The organism is Enterococcus sp. HMSC078F03, assembly GCF_001811595.1.
Taxonomy (GTDB): Bacteria; Bacillota; Bacilli; order Lactobacillales; family Enterococcaceae; genus Enterococcus; species Enterococcus faecalis.
On record NZ_KV805542.1, the window covers coordinates 24,614 to 41,791 of the forward strand.

Genomic DNA, 17,178 nt, shown 5'->3' on the forward strand with positions numbered 1-17,178 from the left:
TGCTCCTATCGTCTTTTTAACACATTTACACTAAGATAGAAAATAAAAAGAATTTAACTAATGATGATTTCTCATTAAATCGCTGACCTATTTTGCATGTTAAATTTTTTCAATTGGTGCAAATGCCGCTAACAACCGTTTAATGCCTTTTTCTGGGAAAGCAATGTCCAACTCTAAGTCTTTGGCCGAACCGCCTACACGAACGACTGTACCAACGCCCCATGCTTTATGTTGGACCTTATCACCTGCTTGCCAAGAAACTTTTTCGCCACCACTTGCCACTTTGTTGCTAACTGATTTTGTAGCTGGTTGTGTATAAGCTGGTTTACTTGCGCTGGGCTTAAATACTTTAGGATCAAAGGTGCGCGCTGGAGCTTTCTGTAAATTGGCTGCCGCCCCTTGTTTCATTAAACGCTCCGCCTCAATTTCTTCTAAAAAGCGACTTGGTCGATTATATTGCGTGCGACCATATAATGTTCTCGAATAAGCATTCGTTAAGAACAAGGCTTCTTCCGCTCGTGTGATACCAACATAAGCCAAGCGCCGTTCTTCTTCCAGTTCACTTTCTTCTAGCATGGCACGTGATAATGGGAAAACCCCTTCTTCTAAGCCCATTAAAAAGACCACTGGAAATTCCAGCCCTTTGGCCGCATGCAACGTCATTAAGGTTACCTGCGAAGAGCTCTCTTCTAAATTATCTAAATCAGAAACCAAGGCTAAATCTGTTAAGAAATCCGCCAATTTTGTTTCTTCGCCATTTGGATCGTCGTTGTTTTGCGCTTCAAAACGTTTATCAAATTCTTGTGTCACAGATAAAAATTCGTCCAAGTTTTCTAAGCGAGCTTGAGACTCTAAATTATTTTGCGCCATCAAAGCTTCCCGATAACCACTACGTTGTAAAGTTTCTTTCACCAATTCTGTAATCGTTAAATAGGGCACTGTTTTCGTTAAGTCTTGAATCATCATGCCAAAATTACCAAGCTCTTTACCCGCTTTTCCTGAAATATTTGCCAAATCAACATTTTGGGCAGCTTCCAGCAAAGCCCAACCATGCGTATCCGCAAATAGCCGTAATTTTTCAATTGAACTTTTACCGATTCCTCGTTTTGGTTCATTGACAATTCGTTCAAAACTAATCGAATCATCTGGATTGGCAATCAAACTTAAATAAGCCAAAATATCTTTAATTTCTTTACGGTCGTAGAATTTATGTCCGCCCACCATGGTATACGGAATATTAGATTTCAAGAGCATTTCTTCCACTACACGGGATTGAGCATTGGTCCGATATAATACCGCAAAATCACCATAAATTCGGTCATTTTCCCGCATTTCTTTTTGGATTTGGCTCACAATAAATTGTGTTTCATCCCGTTCTGTGTCCCCGCGATAATAGACAATTTTTTCACCGTCTATATTTTCTGTCCACAGTTCTTTCTCGCGGCGGTTACGGTTATTTTTGATGACATCATTCGCAGCCGCCAAAATGTTTTTGGTGGATCGATAATTTTGTTCTAGCAAAATTACACTGGCATCTGGATAATCTTTTTCAAAATCCAAGATATTTTGCATATCCGCCCCGCGCCAACCATAGATACTTTGGTCGGCATCACCTACGACACACAGATTTTTGAAACGTGCAGCCAATAAATTGACTAAGGTATATTGTGCATGATTGGTATCTTGGTATTCATCCACATGAATATAGTGAAATTTATTTTGGTAGAAAGCCAACGTATCTGGTTGTTCATTAAATAAACGAATCGTATTCATAATCAAATCATCAAAATCCATACATTGGTTTTTGCGCAATTCTTTTTGATAGGCTTCATAGCATTTTGCGACAATTTCTTCATATAAGGAACCTTGCATTTCAGCAACTTTTTCAGGCGTTTGTAATTCATTTTTGGCATTGCTAATCGTACCTAAAATTGAGCGAGGATCATATTTTTTTGAATCAATATTTAAGTCGTTTAAGATGCGTTTCATTAATGTTTTTTGTTCCGATGGGTCAATAATTGTAAAATTACGGTTGTAACCAATCTGATCCACATCACGACGTAAAATTCTTACACACATGGAGTGAAAAGTGGAGACCCATACATCTTCGCCACCCGTTTCCAGTAATTTATTTACACGCTCTTTCATTTCTTTAGCAGCTTTATTGGTAAACGTAATCGCCAAAATATTCCATGGATTTACTTCTTTTTCCTCAATTAGATAGGCAATTCGGTGTGTTAAAACCCGCGTTTTTCCACTACCAGCACCAGCCATGACTAACAGTGGTCCTTCTGTATGCAAAACGGCTTCTTCTTGTCGAGGATTCATTCCCTGAACCAAGGCATGTTTTTGTGTCATATTAAACGTCCTCTCTCTTTTTTCAATCTTATACAGTATACCAAAAATCCCTTTGAAGTTCTTTAGAAAAGAACAAAAAATCTTTTTCTTTTTATATGAAATTTTCTTGTAAATCAAGTCAAACCGCAGTACATTAGTAAGTAGTGATGGAGGCTAAAAATGAAATGAATAATGATGTACATGAAATTAAACAATTAGATGGTACCCGAATCGGCTTTATCCTTAAAGGCATCGTCGTCGGAATTCTTGTCGGCTTTGTTGTCAGCTTATTTCGCTTAGGCATTGAAAAAATTGGCGAACAAGTCGTTCATCTGTATCAAACGTTTCACGAAAAAACCTTTTGGATGATTCCTTGGTTCTTATTTTCTCTCGTGCTTGCTTATTTATTAGGACGACTGATCAAAAGCGAACCAGCAATTAAAGGCAGTGGCATTCCCCAAGTGGAAGGACAACTTCAAGGTCAATTAGAAATTCACTGGTTTCCAGTGCTTTGGAAAAAATTTATCGGTGGGATCTTAGCGATTAGTCCTGGGCTATTTTTGGGACGTGAAGGTCCTTCAATTCAACTAGGTGCAGTGGTTGGACAAGGCTATAGTCAATGGCGGCAAAGCACCAAGTCTGAAGAAAAAATTTTAATCAGTAGTGGTGCCAGTGCTGGTTTAGCCGCCGCTTTTAATGCACCAATCGCAGGACTTTTATTTGTTCTAGAAGAGGTTCACCATTCCTTTTCACCTTTAGTTTGGTTAACCTCTTTTTCTGCGGCCATTTCCGCTAACTTTGTTTCTTTGCATTTCTTCGGATTGCAGCCAGTTCTTTATATTGGTCCGGTTAAATCTTTGCCTTTAGAGTACTATTGGACATTAGTACTGCTGGGCGTTTTGCTAGGATTATTAGGTTGGATATATCAAAAAACATTGTTGTCCTTACCAAAAGTATATGGAAAAATCAAAGGCCTTTCTTCTAATTATTATGGTTTTGTTTCTTTTATTTTGATTTTACCGATTGGTTATTTCTTTCCACATTTACTTGGCGGTGGGAATCAAATTGTTTTAGCTTTAGGCAATCAACCGACTACGATTTGGGCTTTAGTCGGCTTACTGGTTTTACGTTTTGTTTTTTCAATGGTTTCTTACGGTTCGAATCTCCCTGGTGGTATTTTCTTGCCTATTCTAACTTTAGGTGCCATTATCGGAACATTGTATGGCAGTCTACTTGTCCAATACGTAGGGATGGATCCAATTTTTGTGAAAAACTTTTTAATTTTTGCCATGGCTGGTTATTTTACTGCGATTGGTAAAGCACCGTTAACAGCGATTATTTTAGTAACAGAAATGGTCGGCAATTTTTCTCATTTAATGTCTTTAGGGGTTGTCGCTTTAGTTAGTTATATTACCATCGATAGTCTTGGCGGCAAGCCAATTTATGAAAGCTTATTAGAACGTTTGGTTCCTTCTAAAGTAAGTAATATTCGTGGCCACAAAACGATTATCGAATTACCTATCACTGCAGAAAGTTCCTTAGATGATACGATGGTACGTGATTTTGTCTGGCCTAAACAAATGTTGCTCACTTCCATTCGGCGTGGCGAATCGGAAATTTTAACACATGGTGATACTGTTATGCATGTTGGCGATGTGCTCATTATTTTGACCGATGAAAAACTCGCTTACCAAGTCAAAAAAGAGATTTATCAAAAAACTTTACCGAATGATTTAGTGAATTAAAGAAAGCTGCTGAACCTGAGTTCAGCAGCTTTCTTTTTTTCTTATGACTGTTTTTTAATTTTTTTGAATGTTTTTGACCGTTTTAGATTGATTAGCGTTTTCATTTGTGCTATTATATCCATGAAATGAGGGATGAAAATGCTTACGGAAGAACGACATCAAAAAATTTTACAATTGTTAGATCAAAAATCAGTCGTCAAATCGCAAGAACTTGCTAGCTTGTTCAATGCTTCAGAATCCACAATCCGCCGCGATTTACAAGAATTAGAAGACGCCAATTTGTTAGAACGCATTCATGGCGGCGCTAAGCGTATTCTTAATTTAGGCTTTGAACAAAACATGACGGAAAAATCAATCAAAAACACGCACGAAAAGCAAAAGATTGCTTCTTTAGCCGTTAGTTGTGTACAAGATGGCGATATGATCTATTTAGATGCTGGTTCAACCACGTTAGAAATGATCCCTTTTTTAGTTGGGAAACAAATCCATGTAGTGACGAATTCCGTGCATCACGCTGCAAAACTTAGCGATATGGAAATTCCCACTATTATGCTTGGTGGTACTTTGAAGCTCTCCACTAAAGCAATCATTGGTGCCACTAGTATGGAACAGCTACAACATTTTCGTTTTAACAAAGCTTTTTTAGGAACTAACGGCGCACATTTAGAGTTTGGTTTAACAACGCCTGATCCCGAAGAAGCAGCGCTAAAAGCCTTGGCTATTCATCAAGCAGAAACAGCCTATGTTTTACTGGATCATACAAAATTTAATGAAGTAACGTTTACCAAAGTGGAAGAATTAGAGTCAGTTACTTTACTAACTGACTACTGCCCTGCTGAATCGCTTCAAGGATTCCAGCAAAAAACTATTTTAATGGAGGCAAACAAATGATTTACACAGTGACTTTAAACCCTTCTATCGACTTTATCGTTCATGTCGATCATCTACAAATTGGTGATTTAAATCGGATGACGAATGATTTTAAATTACCTGGCGGCAAAGGAATCAACGTTTCACGTATTTTAAAACGTATGGAGACAGAATCCACTGCCTTAGGTTTTTTAGGTGGTTTTACAGGCTCATTCATTGCCGATTGGTTGAAAAAAGAAGAAATCCAAACGAATTTCACTCCCGTGTCTGCTGATACACGAATCAACATTAAATTGAAATCAGATACTGAAACAGAAATTAACGGCTTAGGACCTGCTCTAACAAACGAAGAAATTCAAGAACTAAAACAAGCAGTTAGTCGTGTTCAGGCTGGTGATATTGTTGTTCTTTCAGGAAGTACACCTGCTTCTCTACGCAAAGGATTTTACGAAGAATTAATCCAAATTGTGAAGGAAAAAGGCGCAGAATTTGTTATTGATACGACAGGTGAAGATTTAATGAACGCTTTGTCACAAAAGCCTTTATTGGTCAAGCCAAATAATCATGAGTTGGCAGAATTATATCATACAACCTTTACAAGTGTTGAAGATATTTTACCTTATGGACATCGGTTACTAGAAGAAGGAGCGCAACACGTAATTATCTCAATGGCTGGTGATGGTGCATTACTTTTCACAACAGAAGGTGTTTATCGTTCCAACGTTTTAAAACGTCCACTGAAAAATTCTGTCGGCGCTGGCGACTCAATGATTGCTGGTTTTATTGGCAACTTTTCAAAAACACAAGATCCTTTAGAGGCTTTCAAATGGGGTGTCGCTTGCGGTAGCGCGACTGCATTTTCTGATGATTTAGCCTCAGAAGATTTTATCCAAGAACTTATCCACGAAGTAACAATTGAAAAAATTTCAGAATAAATCCACTAAGGGAGGAAAATAGAGTGAACATTAATGATTTATTAATAAAAGATGTCATGATTATGGATTTACAAGCTACTGATAAAAAAGGCGCGATTGATGAAATGGTCCAAAAATTATACGATGGTGGCCGCATCTCTGACATTGACACTTACAAAGAAGGAATTTTAAAACGCGAAGCACAAACATCGACTGGTTTAGGCGACGGCATCGCTATGCCTCACGCAAAAAATAGTGCCGTAAAAGAACCGACAGTTCTTTTCGCTAAAAGTAAAAAAGGTGTTGATTATGAAGCACTAGATGGACAACCTACTTATCTATTCTTCATGATTGCTGCTCCAGAAGGCGCCAATGATACACATCTCCAAGCGCTTGCGGCCCTTTCTCGATTACTTATCGACCCAGAATTTGTTGGCAAATTGAAAGAAGCGGAAACTCCAGAAGCAGTACAAGCACTTTTCCAAGCAGCGGAAGATCAAAAAGAAGCGGAAGAAAAAGCAGAACAAGAACAAACAACGCCAGCACCAGAAAGCAATCGTAAATATATTATTGCTGTGACTGCTTGTCCTACAGGAATTGCTCATACTTACATGGCCGAAGATGCACTGAAGAAAAAAGCAAAAGAAATGGGCGTAGACATTAAAGTAGAAACAAACGGTTCAGAAGGAATTAAAAATCGTTTAACTGCTGAAGATATTGCTCGTGCTGATGGCGTGATTGTTGCAGCCGATAAAAAAGTAGAAATGAATCGATTTGATGGTAAAAAATTAGTCAATCGTCCCGTCAGTGATGGAATTCGTAAAACCGAAGAACTAATTAACTTAGCCATTAGTGGTGAAGCTCCTACTTTCCATGGCAGTGACTCGGCTGCAAGCGACCAAGAGGATTCAGCGGAAGGTTCAATCGGTTCTCGTATCTATAAAGATTTAATGAATGGTGTTTCTCATATGTTACCTTTCGTTATTGGTGGCGGAATTGCCATTGCTCTTTCCTTTATGATTGATCAATTTATCGGAGTTCCTCAAGATCAATTAGCCAACTTAGGTAATTACAATGACGTAGCTAGCTGGTTTAACCAAATTGGTGGCGCAGCATTTGGCTTTATGTTACCTGTCTTAGCTGGTTTTATTGCTTCTAGTATTGGGGATCGTCCAGGCTTAGTTGCTGGTTTCGCGGCTGGTGCATTAGCAAATGCTGGCGGAGCTGGATTCCTTGGGGCCCTAATCGGTGGTTTCTTAGCTGGTTATGTAGTGGTTCTTTTACGTAAAGTCTTCAAAGGCTTGCCAAAATCATTAGATGGAATTAAAACCATTTTATTCTATCCAGTTTTTGGTTTGATTATTACGGGCTTATTAATGTTAGTCATTAACATCCCGATGAAAGCAATTAATGATGCGTTAAATCATTTCCTACTTGGTTTAGATGGCACAAATGCTGCTTTACTTGGTGCCTTATTAGCTGGTATGATGGCCATCGACTTAGGTGGACCAGTTAACAAAGCTGCTTATGTTTTCGGTACAGCTACGTTAGCAAGTACTGTTGCAGAAGGTGGCAGCGTGGTCATGGCTTCTGTAATGGCTGGCGGAATGGTTCCTCCATTAGCAATTTTCGTAGCAACTCGTTTATTTAAAAATAAATTTACAAAAGATCAACAAGATGCCGGCTTAACCAATATTGTAATGGGACTTTCTTTTGTCACTGAAGGGGCAATTCCTTTTGCAGCAGCTGACCCATTACGTGTGATTCCAAGTTTCGTGGTAGGTTCTGCCTTTACTGGTGCGTTGGTTGGTGCGTTTGGTATCAAATTATTGGCACCACATGGAGGAATCTTCGTCGTCTTCCTATTAAGTAATCCATTACTATATCTATTGTTCATCTTAATTGGGGCGATTATTTCAGGAATTGTCTACGGACTTTTGAAAAAACCTGTCGAAGTACCTGCTTAAAAAAACAGCAAAAAAGCGATTCAACCATGGTTGAATCGCTTTTTTATTATTTTCTCTTCATCGCATAATTTTCTAAATACTCAGGATTCCCTTTGCTTCTGATATACGTATACACGCCCATCACAAAGGCCCCAAGGGTATTGGTAAATAAATCCCCCATCGTATCCATTAAAGCAGCACGCCCAATAAATGGTTGGCCGTTGGACATATTATAGCGTTGTAAGTTCATGTTCCCTAGTGAATCGCAGATAAATTCCCAGAATTCCCAGAAGACGCCACAAAGCCCTGCAAATGCAAACCCAAATAATAAAAATAACCACGGGGAAACATCGGCGTACTTCGTTTTCTTCAATAGGAAACCAGCAATACCATAACCAACAGCAGTTAACAGCATCGGACTAACAAAGTGTAAAATTTTATCCCAGAACGAAATGATTGAAATCATATGCAACGAGGTTCCTAGGAATACTGAAATAAATAAGAAAAACCAGTAAAAATAAACGATGGTCGGTGGCATAATAATTTTTAAAAATTTATTGACAAGATCTGGTAAAAAGATCAGCCCAATTCCAAGTAAACATTCGATAACAAACGTCACACCTTGTTTTGTTGAATACTTAGCCGTAAAAAATTCCCAGAGATTGTACGTCAAGCATAAGATGCCAAACACCACTAATCCATATTTAATTTTCGAATAATTTTTATCCATTTTGACACACCCTTTCAAAAGTTATTTTATATGAAAAAAACTGTAGATGAAAGACACCTTCCATCTACAGTTTTAGAAAACTCTATCGAATGAAGAGCTTATTAAAAATGTTTATTTTTCAACAGCTGTTTCAGTAATTGTTTCAACCGCACGTTTCATACGAATATCGTGTTCTAACATGTCGTTGTTTAATACTTTACGTACTTGCGCTTCAGGCATGTTGTATTGTTCTGCTAAATCTTTCACTTCAGCATCGATGTCTTCTTGTGTTACTTCGATGTTTTCAGCTTTGGCAACTGCTTCAATCACTAAGTTTGTTTTTGTGCGTGTTTCTGCTTCGCCTTCAAATTGTTTGTGTAAATCTTCTTCTGTAGAACCAGTTAATTGGTAGTACATTTCAGGAGAAATTCCTTGGCGTTGCATGTTGTTTAAGAATTCATCCATTGAACGGTGAACTTCGTCGTGAACCATTACGTGTGGTAATTCAACGATTTCAGCATTTTCAACAGCTAAACGAATTGCTTCTTCGTCTTTTGCTTCTTCAGCTGCTGCTTCTTTTGCTTCTGTCAATTCTTTACGGAATTTTTCTTTTAATTCGTCTAATGATTCTACTGAATCGTCAACGTCTTTTGCAAATTCATCATCCAATTCTGGTAATTCTTTTGCTTTTACTTCATGAACAGTTACTTTGAAAACTGCTTCTTTACCAGCTAAATCTTCTGCTTGGTAATCTTCAGGGAAAGTAACGTTTACTTCTACTTCTTCGCCAGCTTTTTTGCCAACTAATTGGTCTTCAAAGCCTGGAATAAATGAATTAGAACCTAATTCTAATGAGTAATTTTCGCCTTTGCCGCCTTCAAATGCTTCGTCGCCTAAGAAGCCTTCAAAGTCGATAACTACAGTGTCGCCATTTTCAGCAGCGGCATCTTCTTTGATTACTAATTCAGCTTGAGATTCTTGTTCGCGTTTCAAACGTGCTTCCACGTCTTCATCTGTTACTTCACGGTCTTGTTTAGACACTGTTAAGTTTTTGTATTCGCCTAATTTTACTTCAGGTTTTACAGTTACTTCAGCAGTGATAACCCAGTCTTCCCCTTTATTCATGCTTTCAACATCAATTTTTGGTTGTGCTACTGGTTCAATTCCTGCTTCTAATACAGCCGCTTCATATGCTTCTGGTAAAACAGCGTTTAACGCATCTTCGTATAACGCTTCTTCTCCATACATACGGTTAAAAACAGTACGTGATACTTTTCCTTTACGGAAACCAGGTACGTTTAAGTTTTTTTTCACTTTATTGAACGCTTGCGTTAATCCTTTTTCGATTACTGCTTGTTCGATTGAAAAAGTTAATACACCATCATTAGTGCCTTTTTTTTCCCATTTCGCAGACATTTGTTTCCCTCCGAATAACATTTAATTTTATACATCAAACTTTATTTATGCATACCTTTAAATAGTACACTATCCCTAGGAAAATGTAAATATTTTAAGTGCTAAGAAGTGAAAGAAAGACTCGATTTTTAGCAAACTATCAGTTTTTTAATTTTTTCGGATTAAAAAAGCATAGAATTTCGAGAAATTTCCTTCTTAAAACACTAAAAGATTGTGAACAAAATATCTTGTTCACAATCGGATGTAATCGCTTTACTTTATGAATGGCCCATTATAGAATGTATGTACTCAATATTTACACATTATATATTCTCGTCATTATACATATAATATCAAAAAAGGAGAGGATGGTTTTGAATAAGTTCGTATGGGGAATCTTTTCTTGCATCATATCATGGCTTTTTTTATCGCTGACTCAACCTTTGATAGCTCATTCTGAAACACTGAACCCTACAACTCACGCCTCTACTTTTAGTGAAACATTTACTTCAGTTTCAACAGAACAACAAACAACTCAAGCAACCGATATCGTGGAACAAGAAACCGAGCAAACCCATGCTTCCTCTGAAAACGATGAACCTATGGCACCTACGCCAGCTAGTGTTTCTGTTGGTAATAGCACCTTAAAAAGTACCTTAAGCACGGGAACGTATAACCAAGATATTATCACACTTTCGTATGAATACAGTGTGACACTTATCGGCTTAGCAATTAATGATCGACCGATTATTGCTATTCAACTTCCTACAGAAATTTCAAGCCAGTTAGATAACGACACTCTAAAGCAACAAGATTTTCTGACTCTTTTAACAGGGACTGTCAGTTATCCAGGAACAGCCACTCAAGATATTCACAGTTCAACTAACGGCGTCAGCCTCTCTTATAGTAGCACTTATCATTCTGTTTATCTGACTTTTCCAAGTAGCACCTTGGTGTTACTTCCCGGAACCAAATGGTCTGCCGCCATTTCGTTTGATGTGGGCGCACTTTATAAACGAGGAATTTCAATCCCTCCTGCTCTTAACGGCAAAGACTATCCGATTCGAGGAACCTTTACAGATGTCGGCACTGGATTAGGTGCAATTAATATTATTATTGGGAACAATACAAAAACAGGCGTAATTAGCAAAGCTCAACTTAGTTTAGGTAATTACCCCGTTCCTCAAGTCACACCAGCCAAACTAACTCAACCAAATCATCTGGACACTACTGTAACAGGGACCATTCAACAAGTACAAGACCCAAACTATAACTACTCTGTTCAATTAACCTTGAACCGCCATGATGGCACCACTACCCCCATTGTGGTGAAAGGGATTTCTGTCGATGCAGCCGGAAATTTCTCGACATCGTTAGCTTCACCATTAGAATATGGCGACACGCTCTCTACAATTGTCTTTGCTCGTTCCAAAACGTCAACCGACTATATTCAAAGCAGCCCCTCAGCTGACCAAAGTGTCAATTGGTCAATCCAACCAGTCACAAACGTAGTCGCCAATGCCGGCTCAACTCAACTTTCAGGTAAAGCTTCTCAAGTATCTAACGGAACCTATCAAGTTAAAGTACAAATAAATGGTGGTTCTATTTACACAACGTCCTTAGATTCCAATGGCCATTTTCAATTTGCTAATTTACCCACTTTCCAAGGAGGAGAAACGGTCAGCTTGTGGGTCCAAGGGCTCAGCAATCGCACTGGCCTGCCTTTGCTAACCAGTTCTACTGTTTCTCAAACAGTTGCTTATTCTGTGCCTCAACTAACGGTCACGCAAATCATTGAGCGGAAAAATGCACAAGGGCTCTGGGAAGCTGCAAACTCTGTCGTAAGTGGTCAAATCATTCGTTTTACGTTAACCACACGTTTAACCAATCAACCAGCAACGTGGATGAATCAACAATTACGAGCAACGGTGCCTAAAGGACTGTCCCAACTTTCAGCTGCTACATTAACAAAACAATCAGCAGCAGGTTTAAGTACGCCAATAGCTGGGCTTCAACTTTTAACTGATAGTTCCACTGGTTTGCCGTATTGGAGTTATCACAATTCGCTGCCAGCAGATAATTTTACAGAAGCCAATACACAATTCACCTTACAATATACAGCAACGGTTACAGAAGAATGGATAAACCAATTTCTTTTATTTTCTAGCACGGTTACTGGCAATGATGGTGGCGGAACGCCAATTACGCCAATCACTAAGGAACAGTCTTTACCTACCAAAAACGGTACCCTCCGTTTTGTGCAGATGCCAACTACAGTTTCCTTTAAAAATTTACCTTTTCCCAGCAAACGAACTATATACTCACCATCGACCATAAGCGCTCCTTTCCTCATTGCCGATGGTCGAGTTGCAAAAACACCATGGCATTTGTTGGTAAGAGAGAGTCAGCCCATGCATTCAACTTCTACAAATAAAACGATCCAGCAAGCTTTCATTTATCGAAAAAATGGCAGTGATTTTCCTCTCTCCTCTTTAGCAACCGAAGTTTATCAATACACCGCAACGGACGATAACAATGTAGAAATTCCTTGGAACCAACAAAATGGACTTTTTTTAAGCGTTGCTCCTGACCTTAATTTAACGGTCAAAGAATCTTACACTGCCGAATTACAATGGATTCTTTCTGATACACCCCTCTAATTAGGATTTAGCTTTTTTAAAAGTTAAAAATAAACAAGAAAGAAGGAATAAAAAATGAAAAAGATCGTGCGCATTTCAAGCATTTTGTTCGTTGCTACGCCTCTTATGCTTTTAAATAGTCCAAAAGTTGAAGCAGCTCAAGTCGCTTCTATTCAATCCAACGCTGATATTACGTTTGCTCTTGATAATACTGTCACGCCACCTGTCAACCCGACGAACCCTTCTCAGCCTGTGACACCTAATCCTGCTGATCCTCATCAACCTGGTACAGCCGGACCCCTTAGTATTGACTATGTTTCAAATATCCATTTTGGATCAAAACAAATTCAAGCCGGAACAGCAATCTATTCGGCACAACTGGACCAAGTACAAAATAGTACTGGCGATTTAATTAGCGTGCCAAACTATGTTCAAGTAACTGACAAACGTGGTCTAAATCTTGGCTGGAAATTATCAGTTAAACAGAGTGCGCAATTTGCTACAAGTGATTCAACACCCGCTGTTTTGGATAATGCATCCTTGACCTTTTTAGCAGCAACACCCAATTCAACACAGTTACTTTCTTTGGCGCCATTAACGGTCCCAGTAACCTTGGATCCAACTCTGGTGCCGCCACTTCTCCTGTGGCGACTGCCGCTCTTTCAACAGGAATGGGCACTTGGACATTAGCTTTTGGTAGCGGAGCGACCGCTGCTCAAGGCATTCAATTAACTGTTCCTGCGACAACGAAAAAAGTTGCAGCTAAACAATATAAAACAACGCTTACTTGGATTTTGGATGATACACCACTTTAAAAGAAAACAACCAAGGTATTGCATGAAACAACTTCATGCAATACCTTGTTATAAAAAATTGTCAAAAAGGAGTGCACACTATGAATCAGCAGCTTTTTAAATGGCTTCATGCTGTTAGCGTCATCATTTTTTTATTTTTTATTGGCTCTTATTCTGTAGAAGCAAGCGAAATGACTTTTTCTGTAAAAGCCATTTTACCCGACAATCAACGAACCAAAGAAACAAGTTATTTTGATTTACGTGTCGCTCCAAACCAAACACAAAAGCTACAAATCGAACTAACGAATCAAACAGCCAACGACATTACCGTGCTAGCTTCAGCCAATGCAGCGATTACTAATGATAATGGCTTGGCAGATTATTCTCATGCTGAAACAAAAAAAGATCCATCTGCACCTTTTACTTTTAATGAGATTGCGCAATTACCAAAAGAAATCCAACTACCTAAACACTCAACCAAGACTGTTGAATGTCAGCTTATTTTACCGGAAAAACCATTTAATGGGTATGTTTTAGGAGGACTCTACTTTGAACAAAAGTCAGATGAACAACCTGCTCACTCAGAAAACGGCGTGGCCATCAATAATCGTTTTTCTTATGTAGTCGGCGTCTTACTTAGTGAAACAGATGAACCTGTTCAGCCAGAATTATCTTTAAATGAAGTAAAAACCGATCAAGCTAACGGTCGTAACCGCGTATTAATGAATCTCCAAAACAAACAAGCGGCTATGATTAAAAAATTACAAGTCGACGCCTCTTTATATTATGAAAAAGAAGCTAAACCTCGCTACGAAAATCACCAAGAGTCGTTAACAATGGCCCCTAATACAAATTTTAATTATCGGATTGACTTAAAGGAACAACCTTTTGTTCCTGGAAATTATACTGTAAAAATCAAAGTAAACGATGGCTATCAAGACTATTCGTGGGAAAAACACTTAGTCATCCAAGAAAAAGAAGCTAAAAAATACAATGCTACCGCCGTCAACCTCCCACCTGAAAAACACACCAATTTCCCTTGGAAACTGGTGAGTAGCATCACGCTGGTTTTTCTATTCATTTTGGGAAGCACGATTTATTATTTCAAGAAAAAAATACGTGAATCGCAACAATAAAAAAGCACATCGACAATTGTCGATGTGCTTTCATAATCACTTAATTATTTTGTATATTCTTCAACTAATGCAACGACTTCTTCCATCGTGTCGCATTCTTTTAATGCGCGGTCAGCAAGTTCAGCCATTTTAGTTGTGTCTAGACGTTTCATCAAGCTACGTGTTTTAAGGATAGATGTAGCACTCATTGAGAACTCATCTAAGCCCATACCCAATAGTAATGGAACAGCTGTTTGATCGCCCGCCATTTCACCACACATACCAGCCCATTTACCTTCAGCGTGTGCTGCATCAATTACATTTTTAATTAAACGTAAGATTGATGGGTTGTATGGTTGGTATAAGTAAGAAACGCGTTCGTTCATACGGTCTGCCGCCATTGTGTATTGGATTAAGTCGTTGGTTCCAACACTAAAGAAGTCTACTTCTTTGGCAAATTTATCAGCTAATACGGCAGCTGCTGGAATTTCAATCATAATACCTACTTGGATATCGTTTGAAACTTCAACACCTTCGTTGACTAATTTTTGTTTTTCGTCTTCAAAGATTGCTTTCGCTGCTCTAAATTCTTTCAAAGTAGCAACCATTGGGAACATGATACGTAAGTTACCATGAACAGACGCACGTAATAATGCACGCATTTGTGTACGGAACATGCCGTCACCTAGTTCTGATAAGCTAATACGTAATGCACGGTAACCTAAGAATGGGTTCATTTCGTGTGGTAATGTTAGGTAAGGAAGCTCTTTGTCCCCACCAATATCCATTGTACGAACCACAACTGGTTTTCCTTCCATTCCTTCAAGAACTGCTTTATACGCTTGGTATTGGTCCTCTTCAGTTGGAAAGTCAGATGAATCCATGTATAAGAATTCTGTACGATATAAACCAACAGCTTCGCCGCCGTTTTTGTGTACGCCTTCTAAATCTTTTGGTGTACCAATGTTTGCAGCTAACTCAACATGTTTGCCGTCAGCTGTCACTGTTTCTGCATTTTTTAGTTTATCCCATTCTGCTTTTTGATCTGCATAAGCTTTTGCTTCTGCTTCAAATTCAGATTTTTCAGCATCTGTTGGGTCAATAATAACATCCCCAATGATTCCGTTCACTGCTAAAATATCGCCTGCTTTTACTTTGTCAGTAATTTCTTTTGTACCAACGATTGCAGGGATTTCTAACGAACGAGCCATGATTGCTGAGTGAGAAGTACGTCCGCCGATGTCTGTAACAAAGGCTTTAACATACGTACGGTCTAATTGTGCAGTATCACTAGGTGTTAAGTCATGGGCAACCACGATTACTTCTTCGTTAATCATTGAAGGATTTGGAAGAGTCACACCTAATAAATGTGCTAAGATACGTTTGGCAACGTCACGAATATCTGCTGCACGCTCTTGCATGTAAGCATTGTCGTCCATTGCTTCAAACATACCAATATACATATCCGTAACTTCTTTCAAGGCAGCTTCTGCATTGACTTTGTTGTCTTGGATATTTTGTTTGATTTGACCAACCATTTCTGGGTCAGATAAAACCATTAAATGAGCATCGAAAACTTGCGCTTCTGCTTCACCAAGGCTTTGAGCTGCTTTGTCGCGAATTGCTTGCAACTCTTCAGTAGATTTTGCTAAAGCATCGTCTAAGCGAGTTGCTTCTGCATCAGTATCTTCTACGGAAGTTTTGTTGAAAGACAAGTCAGGTTGAACTAGCAGGTAAGCTTTAGCAACAGCAACGCCATCACTTGCGGCAATCCCTTTTAGCATCTCAGACATTATTCAGCCAATCCTTCTTTTTGTAATGTTTCAACGATTGCTGCCATTCCTTCAGCTTCGTCAGCACCATCAACAGTGATTGTTACGTCAGAACCTTGACCAACGCCTAAAGACATAACGCCCATGATTGATTTTAAGTTAACAGATTTACCTTTGTATTCTAAGTTAATATCTGAGTTAAATTTGCTTGCAGTTTGTACTAATAAAGTAGCTGGACGTGCGTGAATTCCTGTTTCTGCTACAATGTGAAATTCTTTCTTTTCCATATAAATCGGTCTCCTTCGTAAATAAAAAATTTTTATGTTAGGGTTTTCCTTTCTTGATACGCTAAAATCAAACGTCTACTCGAAAAAAGACCCTTTCAGTTTCTAAGATTACCATTTTTTTCTATCTTACACAACACTTTTTGCTTAAATTTCGTGATGTTTTGCACTGACTATTCTTCCTCTTTTTGGTAACGATAAATGATTCGTCCATTTAACCCCGCTTCTCCAACAATTTCCGCGCGGTCAGGCAAAGAAATCCAAGCATCACGAAATTGGAAAAATTCATTTTGCTCCACGATTAATTCAGAGATTTCTCCAGCTTTTAATGAAGCAATTTTTTCTACAAAAGGATTTTCAGCCATTGATTTCACCACTCTTTCTCTTAAATATCAACTCTTATAGTTTACTTGAAAATGGCGCAATTGTCTGTAAAAAAAATCGAATCTTTGCCTTTTTTTAAACAAGGTCTTTTACTTGATTCTCTTACAAAAAATGCTATAATAACCTCAAAGGTCAAAAATGGTCAAGTGGTTTTATAGACAGAATTTATTCTTGCTATCTAGTACTTGGCTGGTTTGAGGAAAAATGGTCTGTTTACTAGAAATAATAGAGCAAACAGCTATTTTTCTGGCCTCAGTTATTTTGAAAGGATGTG

General features: G+C 38.5%; 12 protein-coding genes and 1 pseudogene. 7 read left to right on the forward strand and 6 right to left on the reverse strand.

Annotation, left to right across the window (positions count from 1 at the left end; translation table 11 throughout):
• Positions 1-99: 99 nt before the first annotated feature.
• A complete protein-coding gene (gene pcrA, locus HMPREF2810_RS03265) occupies positions 100-2,358 on the reverse strand; it encodes a DNA helicase PcrA (RefSeq protein WP_002363179.1) in 2,259 nt (752 codons plus the stop codon).
• A gap of 164 nt (positions 2,359-2,522) precedes the next feature.
• Between pcrA and HMPREF2810_RS03270 the strand changes: the two genes are divergently transcribed.
• From HMPREF2810_RS03270 to HMPREF2810_RS03285, 4 genes are all read left to right on the forward strand, one after another.
• A complete protein-coding gene (locus tag HMPREF2810_RS03270) occupies positions 2,523-4,082 on the forward strand; it encodes a ClC family H(+)/Cl(-) exchange transporter (RefSeq protein ID WP_002361257.1) in 1,560 nt (519 codons plus the stop codon).
• Between the two features lie 138 nt (positions 4,083-4,220).
• The gene (locus HMPREF2810_RS03275; RefSeq protein WP_010706705.1) at positions 4,221-4,973 is read left to right on the forward strand and encodes a DeoR/GlpR family DNA-binding transcription regulator; all 753 of its coding nucleotides are present in this window, start codon (positions 4,221-4,223) and stop codon (positions 4,971-4,973) included.
• Positions 4,970-5,887 (forward strand): 1-phosphofructokinase, encoded by a 918-nt coding sequence (gene pfkB / locus HMPREF2810_RS03280; protein ID WP_002363177.1) that lies wholly within the window; start codon positions 4,970-4,972, stop codon positions 5,885-5,887. The genes HMPREF2810_RS03275 and pfkB overlap by 4 nt, the downstream gene beginning before the upstream one ends.
• Before the next feature lie 23 nt (positions 5,888-5,910).
• Complete coding sequence (locus HMPREF2810_RS03285) at positions 5,911-7,833, forward strand: PTS fructose transporter subunit IIABC (protein WP_002366176.1); 1,923 nt, start codon at positions 5,911-5,913, stop codon at positions 7,831-7,833.
• Positions 7,834-7,879: 46 nt separating this feature from the next.
• On the opposite strand, the gene HMPREF2810_RS03290 is transcribed toward HMPREF2810_RS03285, so the two are convergent.
• Together HMPREF2810_RS03290 and tig are read right to left on the reverse strand one after the other, a co-directional pair.
• Positions 7,880-8,542, reverse strand: a complete 663-nt coding sequence (locus HMPREF2810_RS03290; RefSeq protein WP_002384931.1) for a DUF2238 domain-containing protein — start codon at positions 8,540-8,542, stop codon at positions 7,880-7,882.
• A 111-nt stretch (positions 8,543-8,653) separates the two neighbouring features.
• Entirely contained in the window at positions 8,654-9,937 is a 1,284-nt protein-coding gene (gene tig / locus HMPREF2810_RS03295) for a trigger factor (RefSeq protein ID WP_002355556.1), read from the reverse strand.
• Positions 9,938-10,200: 263 nt separating this feature from the next.
• Between tig and HMPREF2810_RS03300 the strand changes: the two genes are divergently transcribed.
• The 3 genes and pseudogenes from HMPREF2810_RS03300 to HMPREF2810_RS03310 all read left to right on the forward strand — a co-directional run bounded on the left by HMPREF2810_RS03300 (position 10,201) and on the right by HMPREF2810_RS03310 (position 14,485).
• Complete coding sequence (locus HMPREF2810_RS03300) at positions 10,201-12,576, forward strand: hypothetical protein (RefSeq protein ID WP_025193167.1); 2,376 nt, start codon at positions 10,201-10,203, stop codon at positions 12,574-12,576.
• A gap of 54 nt (positions 12,577-12,630) precedes the next feature.
• Positions 12,631-13,370, forward strand: a pseudogene (locus HMPREF2810_RS03305) (WxL domain-containing protein).
• 35 nt (positions 13,371-13,405) lie between these two features.
• The gene (locus tag HMPREF2810_RS03310; RefSeq protein WP_002403513.1) at positions 13,406-14,485 is read left to right on the forward strand and encodes a WxLIP family cell surface protein; all 1,080 of its coding nucleotides are present in this window, start codon (positions 13,406-13,408) and stop codon (positions 14,483-14,485) included.
• Between the two features lie 44 nt (positions 14,486-14,529).
• On the opposite strand, the gene ptsP is transcribed toward HMPREF2810_RS03310, so the two are convergent.
• From ptsP to HMPREF2810_RS03325, 3 genes are all read right to left on the reverse strand, one after another.
• Entirely contained in the window at positions 14,530-16,257 is a 1,728-nt protein-coding gene (gene ptsP / locus HMPREF2810_RS03315; RefSeq protein WP_002361251.1) for a phosphoenolpyruvate--protein phosphotransferase, read from the reverse strand.
• Entirely contained in the window at positions 16,257-16,523 is a 267-nt protein-coding gene (locus HMPREF2810_RS03320; protein ID WP_002355551.1) for a phosphocarrier protein HPr, read from the reverse strand. Before HMPREF2810_RS03320 ends, ptsP begins: the two co-directional genes overlap by 1 nt.
• A gap of 170 nt (positions 16,524-16,693) precedes the next feature.
• The gene (locus HMPREF2810_RS03325) at positions 16,694-16,885 is read right to left on the reverse strand and encodes a hypothetical protein (RefSeq protein ID WP_002366170.1); all 192 of its coding nucleotides are present in this window, start codon (positions 16,883-16,885) and stop codon (positions 16,694-16,696) included.
• Positions 16,886-17,178 lie beyond the last annotated feature (293 nt).

Excerpts from the sequence above, each read along its gene's own strand:
- HMPREF2810_RS03275 (WP_010706705.1), top strand. The coding sequence starts at position 4,221 with ATGCTTACGGAAGAACGACATCAAAAAATTTTACAATTGTTAGATCAA.
- HMPREF2810_RS03310 (WP_002403513.1), top strand. The coding sequence starts at position 13,406 with ATGCAATACCTTGTTATAAAAAATTGTCAAAAAGGAGTGCACACTATG.
- HMPREF2810_RS03270 (WP_002361257.1), top strand. The coding sequence starts at position 2,523 with ATGAATAATGATGTACATGAAATTAAACAATTAGATGGTACCCGAATC.
- pcrA (WP_002363179.1), bottom strand. The coding sequence starts at position 2,358 with ATGACACAAAAACATGCCTTGGTTCAGGGAATGAATCCTCGACAAGAA.
- HMPREF2810_RS03290 (WP_002384931.1), bottom strand. The coding sequence starts at position 8,542 with ATGGATAAAAATTATTCGAAAATTAAATATGGATTAGTGGTGTTTGGC.
- pfkB (WP_002363177.1), top strand. The coding sequence starts at position 4,970 with ATGATTTACACAGTGACTTTAAACCCTTCTATCGACTTTATCGTTCAT.
- HMPREF2810_RS03325 (WP_002366170.1), bottom strand. The coding sequence starts at position 16,885 with ATGGCTGAAAATCCTTTTGTAGAAAAAATTGCTTCATTAAAAGCTGGA.
- ptsP (WP_002361251.1), bottom strand. The coding sequence starts at position 16,257 with ATGTCTGAGATGCTAAAAGGGATTGCCGCAAGTGATGGCGTTGCTGTT.
- tig (WP_002355556.1), bottom strand. The coding sequence starts at position 9,937 with ATGTCTGCGAAATGGGAAAAAAAAGGCACTAATGATGGTGTATTAACT.
- HMPREF2810_RS03320 (WP_002355551.1), bottom strand. The coding sequence starts at position 16,523 with ATGGAAAAGAAAGAATTTCACATTGTAGCAGAAACAGGAATTCACGCA.
- HMPREF2810_RS03300 (WP_025193167.1), top strand. The coding sequence starts at position 10,201 with ATGGCCCATTATAGAATGTATGTACTCAATATTTACACATTATATATT.